This window comes from Erwinia sp. (genome assembly GCF_049696395.1).
GTDB lineage: Bacteria > Pseudomonadota > Gammaproteobacteria > Enterobacterales > Enterobacteriaceae > Erwinia.
Window position 1 is genome coordinate 1 of the sequence record NZ_JBAVTT010000014.1, and the last position, 5,283, is coordinate 5,283.

The 5,283-nt window shown below is 48.7% G+C and carries 4 protein-coding genes; 3 read left to right on the forward strand and 1 reads right to left on the reverse strand.

The genetic code is table 11. The features are described from left to right. On the forward strand, window positions 1–1,136 hold a 1,136-nt coding region (locus WCC56_RS01965), incomplete at its 5' end, for a DUF2254 domain-containing protein (protein WP_424690765.1). 110 nt (window positions 1,137–1,246) lie between these two features. On the opposite strand, the gene WCC56_RS01970 is transcribed toward WCC56_RS01965, so the two are convergent. Further along, window positions 1,247–1,957 carry a haloacid dehalogenase type II gene (locus WCC56_RS01970; RefSeq protein WP_105759953.1) on the reverse strand — a complete coding sequence of 237 codons (711 nt, stop codon included), beginning with the start codon at window positions 1,955–1,957 and terminating at the stop codon, window positions 1,247–1,249. 531 nt (window positions 1,958–2,488) lie between these two features. On the opposite strand from WCC56_RS01970, the gene WCC56_RS01975 reads away from it, so the two are divergent. Then, window positions 2,489–4,465 (forward strand): alkyl/aryl-sulfatase, encoded by a 1,977-nt coding sequence (locus WCC56_RS01975; RefSeq protein WP_424690766.1) that lies wholly within the window; start codon window positions 2,489–2,491, stop codon window positions 4,463–4,465. 126 nt (window positions 4,466–4,591) lie between these two features. Continuing rightward, the coding region (locus WCC56_RS01980) for a hypothetical protein (protein WP_424690767.1) at window positions 4,592–5,283 on the forward strand (692 nt) is incomplete at its 3' end.

Sequence of the window (5,283 nt, forward strand, 5' to 3'; positions counted from 1 at the left end):
CTTCATTATCCGGGATGATTGGTGCAGGGGCGGTTGATAAAATTCTGGGGATCCTTGCATCCAGTATGCTGGCTGTTACGACTTTTTCTCTGAACATAATGGTATCGGCCTACAGCGCTGCAAGCGCAAGCGTCACCCCGCGTGCTACCCGACTGTTGGTCGAAGACAGCACAACACAAAACGTGCTGGCCACGTTCATCGGTTCTTTCCTGTTCAGCCTCGTGGGGATTGTTGCCCTGGGGATGGGGGCATATGGTGAACAGGGCCGTGTTGTCTTATTCATTGTAACTCTGGCGGTGATTGTGTTGATTGTTCTTACGCTTTTGCGCTGGATACAGTATCTGGCACATTTTGGGCGCATGGGTGAAACGACTGAACGGGTGGAGTTAGCAACGCACGCGGCACTCACACACCGACAGAATAACCCTTATCTTGGTGGTACCCCCTGGGGCCGGAACATCCCCCTTCCGGACAACCACCGTCCTGTCCACAATAATGAAATTGGCTATATCCAGCACATCGACATGCCAGCGTTGTCAGAGTACGCCTCCGCCATGGGTTGCGATATTTATATCCCGTGTCAGCCCGGAGCCTTTGTTGATCCAGCCACACCGCTACTGTGGCTGGTTCCCATGCCTGACACTTATGACGAGTCCCATCTGATCAACTGCTTCACCGTAGACGCAGAGCGGTCCTTCGATCAGGATCCACGCTTCGGCCTGAGCGTGCTGTCTGAAATCGCATCGCGGGCGCTGTCACCGGCGGTTAATGATCCGGGTACGGCCATTGATGTCATTGGGCGTGCCGTGAGGTTACTTGCCATCTGGGATACGCAGTATCAGCAGTCGGCTGCGGTTAATTATCCTAAGCTTTTCATAAAACCACTCGAGACCCGGGATCTGCTTGATGACATATTTAATCCTGTTGCACGCGATGGTGCAGCCATCATTGAGGTGCAAATTCGTTTGCAGAAGGCATTAAAGATCCTGGAAAAAATAAACCCTTTTACCTACTCAGTTCCCGCACGCCTACATTCCTGCCGTGCTCTGGATCGTGCCAGAATGAGTCTTGAGCTGGAAGAGGAAAAAAAATGTCTGGAACAGATAGTATCAGGGAAAAAAGATGAAGGTGCGTAGCGCTAATCCCCTCATATGCCGGATAAATATAAATGCTTGACTGGCCGGCCCGACACTGCCGGTCAGGCACGAACACAGCTCTGAACAAGTTTGTTTACAGGCGAATCAATTCAGTCTCCCGTCTTTAGGGATGCTGACCAGGTCACGTCGGTGCAAATGATGCGTTCAGCAACGGTCAGAAGGTTTTTTCCGGTGATATCAGGCTGCTCACCCAACTCCAGTGCCGCATTGCCTGTCCGGGTGACGAGCGCCCCCTTCCAGCCGGATGCCATGGCACCAATAATGTCCCACGTGTGAGCAGCCACCAGGCGCAGTGAGCTGGCGTCAACCCCGAGAGCATGGCACACGTTGCGGTAAACTTCAGGGGCTGGTTTGAAACGTTTGCTCTCCTCCACGGAAAACTGATGTTCGAAATAATGTGTCAGGCCTGATTTCTCAAGCACATTCCGGCCTTCTTGTGCCGATGAATTGGTGAGGGAGATCATGTGAAAACCTGCCTCTTTTAATATTTCCAGGGCGGGGATGACATCGGGATGTGGCGGAAGTGTTGCCATCAGCCTCCTGAATTCTTCAACAGTGGTCGCTGCAAGTGTGACAGACCTGATGTCGGCAACCATCCGCAGTACGGCTATGGCGAGCTGACCAAAGGGCGTATAGCGGCCACTGAGGGTGAGTGACTGCGAATAGATGATCAACTCAGAAAACCACTGGCGCATGATACGTTCATCACCAAAATTCCTGTGGAAAAATGGATTCAGTACCTCTATATCCAGCAGCGTTTCATTTACGTCAAATACGATAAATCGCTCGTTACTTTTCATGTTTTCTCCTGTGCTTTTTTCATTTGAGTGTAGGTTGAGGGAGGGCAACTTGTTTTAAAGTTTCGACTTTATAAGGGGGCAATTTGGATATCGAAATGATTTGATTCTACTACCTCTGAGCTTTGGTAGGGCTTGACCACGTAGACAGGCAGCTTTGAGCGAAAATTGGACCTTGCTTGCGCAGAAATTGGGCCTGAATTGGCAAACCATAAAAATGTAAAGTTTGTGATGGCACTGAAATTTTGAAACGGGCCTGTTGCGTGAAAATATTCTTTCTTTATTTCTGCTGGTTGAAATAAAAATCCTGTCTGGTTGAACATCATATAAATATACATTCAAATATATCAATTACTTATGAAATTTATCACTGTGAAATCAAAAAAAACCTTAAGTCAAACTGGTAAAAAGTAAAGCTGACGCTACCTTTTATAAGAACTGTTACACGGTGAAACTCTGGCTTTCAAAAAGTTAGCTTCTTTCAGCGTTTTACATGGACGGTTACTCACCCAGTAATGACCAAGAGGTTCAAACATGAGACTTAAACCCTTAGCCAAAATTATGGCGATAGCAGGTTTACTTTCAGGTTTCACAGTATCAGCATTTGCTGAAACAACCCCGAAAGATGCAACCGAAGCGACGACAAAAGCTAACGATGCTCTACTTAATCAGCTTCCATTCTCCGATAAAACCGACTTCACCGACGCACATAAAGGATTTATTGCCCCACTCCCTCAGGATGTTATCAAGGGTGAGCAGGGAAATGTCGTCTGGAATCCTAAGCAGTACGATTTCATCAAAGAGGGTGAGAAAGCTCCTGCCACCGTCAACCCAAGCTTATGGCGTCAGTCGCAACTGATAAATATCAGCGGCCTCTTTGAAGTCACTGATGGGGTTTACCAGATCCGTAACCTCGACCTGTCAAACATGACAATCATCGAAGGTAAAACTGGCCTGACTGTTGTAGACCCCCTGGTCTCTGCAGAGACAGCCAAAGTCGGTATGGAACTCTATTACAAAAACCGTGGCAAAAAGCCGGTTGTCGCCGTGATCTATACCCATAGCCACGTAGACCACTACGGCGGCGTCCGCGGTGTGATTGATGAAGCAGACGTTAAAGCTGGCAAAGTGAAAATATATGCTCCTGCCGGGTTTATGGACTCTGCCGTTTCAGAAAACATTATGGCGGGTAACGTCATGAGTCGCCGCGCCAGTTATATGTATGGCAACCTGCTGAAGGGTGATGCAAAAGGTCAGGTTGGTGCAGGGCTTGGCACTACAACGTCAGCCGGTACTGTAACCCTGATTGCACCAACAAATTACATTACCAAAACCGGACAGAAAGAAGTTATCGATGGACTGACCTATGACTTCATGATGGCGCCGGGATCTGAAGCGCCGGCTGAAATGCTCTGGTATATCGAAGAGAAAAAACTCATCGAGGCGGCAGAAGACGTTACTCATACACTTCATAACACCTATTCTCTTCGTGGTGCAAAGATCCGTGAACCTCTCCCGTGGTCGAAATACATCAATGATGCCATCAACCGCTGGGGTGATAAGGCCGAAATACTTATGGCCCAACACCACTGGCCTACCTGGGGCAACGAAAACGTTAATAAGCTGCTGAAAAGCCAGCGTGACCTTTATCGTTACATTAACGACCAGACCCTGCGTATGGCGAATGAAGGTCTTACTCGCGATGAAATAGCCGCCAAATTCCAGTTACCTCCTAAACTCGCCACTACGTGGGCAAATCGCGGCTATTACGGTTCGGTCAGTCATGATGTGAAGGCAACTTACGTGTTATACCTTGGCTGGTTTGACGGCAACCCAGCAACGCTGGATGAACTGCCGCCGGAAGAAGCGGCTAAAAAGTTCGTGGATTATATGGGGGGTGCGGACAACGTCCTTAAGAAAGCAAAAGATGACTATGCCCAGGGTAATTACCGTTGGGTCGCGCAGGTTGTGAGTAAGGTTGTGTTCGCTGATCCAGAGAACAAAACCGCTCGCGACTTGGAAGCGGATGCCCTCGAGCAATTAGGTTACCAGGCTGAATCTGGCCCGTGGCGTAACTTCTATCTTACTGGTGCGCAGGAGCTTCGTAACGGCGTACAGAAATTGCCTACGCCAAACACAGCCAGTCCTGATACCGTTCGTGCAATGACGCCGGAAATGTTCTTTGACTATCTGGCAGTGCACATTAACGGTGAGAAAGCGGCTAATGCCCATGCTCTGCTTAACTTCGACTTCGGAAATGACGGCGGTAAATTTAAGGTTGAGCTTGAGAATGGTGTCCTCAACCATACTGCAAACTCTTCAGCAGAAAATGCAGATGCCACCATTACACTTTCACGCGACACGCTTAACAAAATTATCCTGAAGGAAGAGTCGCTGGATGACGCAAAAAGCAAAGGCGACGTGAAAATTACGGGTAATGCCGAAAAATTAAATGAACTCCTCGGATACATGGATAAATTCGAATTCTGGTTCAACATAGTAACGCCTTGATGTCTGAGCCCTGCGGCCTGACCGCCGCAGGGTTTTTCTTGCCCACCTTCAGAGGGCGTATGTCGGAACGTTTTTTCCAGAGAGAAGGCACTCTCTTAAAATTCGATTACATCCAGGAGTGTTATTATGCGATATATTCCCGCCGCACTGACTTGTATTTGCCTGTTTACAGCGGGTGAGGCCTCTTCTGCTGAACAGAACTCTTCTGCTGCCCAGGCAAATAACCCACTTGCCAATATGACTGCCTTCAACATGCAGAACTATTATATTGGCGACGTGAGTGAGTCCGATAAGGATGCCAATCAGTTCTGGTTTCGTTACGCTCAGCCATTTTCCGTAGGAGAAAGTCAATGGCTTCTCCGTGCATCCTTACCCGTTAATACTTATCCATCGCCACCCAATGGCGGGCATCAAACGGGCCTTGGGGATATTAACCTCTTCACCGCCTACCTAATAGACACAGGTAATCCAGCGGTCAGTTTTGGCTTTGGTCCTCAATTAACCGCCCCGACTGCGACAGAAAACTCACTCGGATCCGAAAAATGGTCTGGCGGGCTGGTGAATGTCCTTTTTAACGCCAGCTCACCTGTTTTTCAGTATGGCTATCTGGCATCCTGGCAGCATAGTTTTGCGGGAGACGGCGACAGATCGGATGTCAATGTCGGTGCATTTCAACCATTCGCATTTTACCAGTTAGGTGGCGGAACTTACCTTCGCGCAGCACCGATCTGGAATTATAACTTTCAGAATGACAGTTATGGTGTTCCGCTAGGTGTGGGGGTGGGACAGGTCATCAAACAAGGCAAGACGGTTTACAA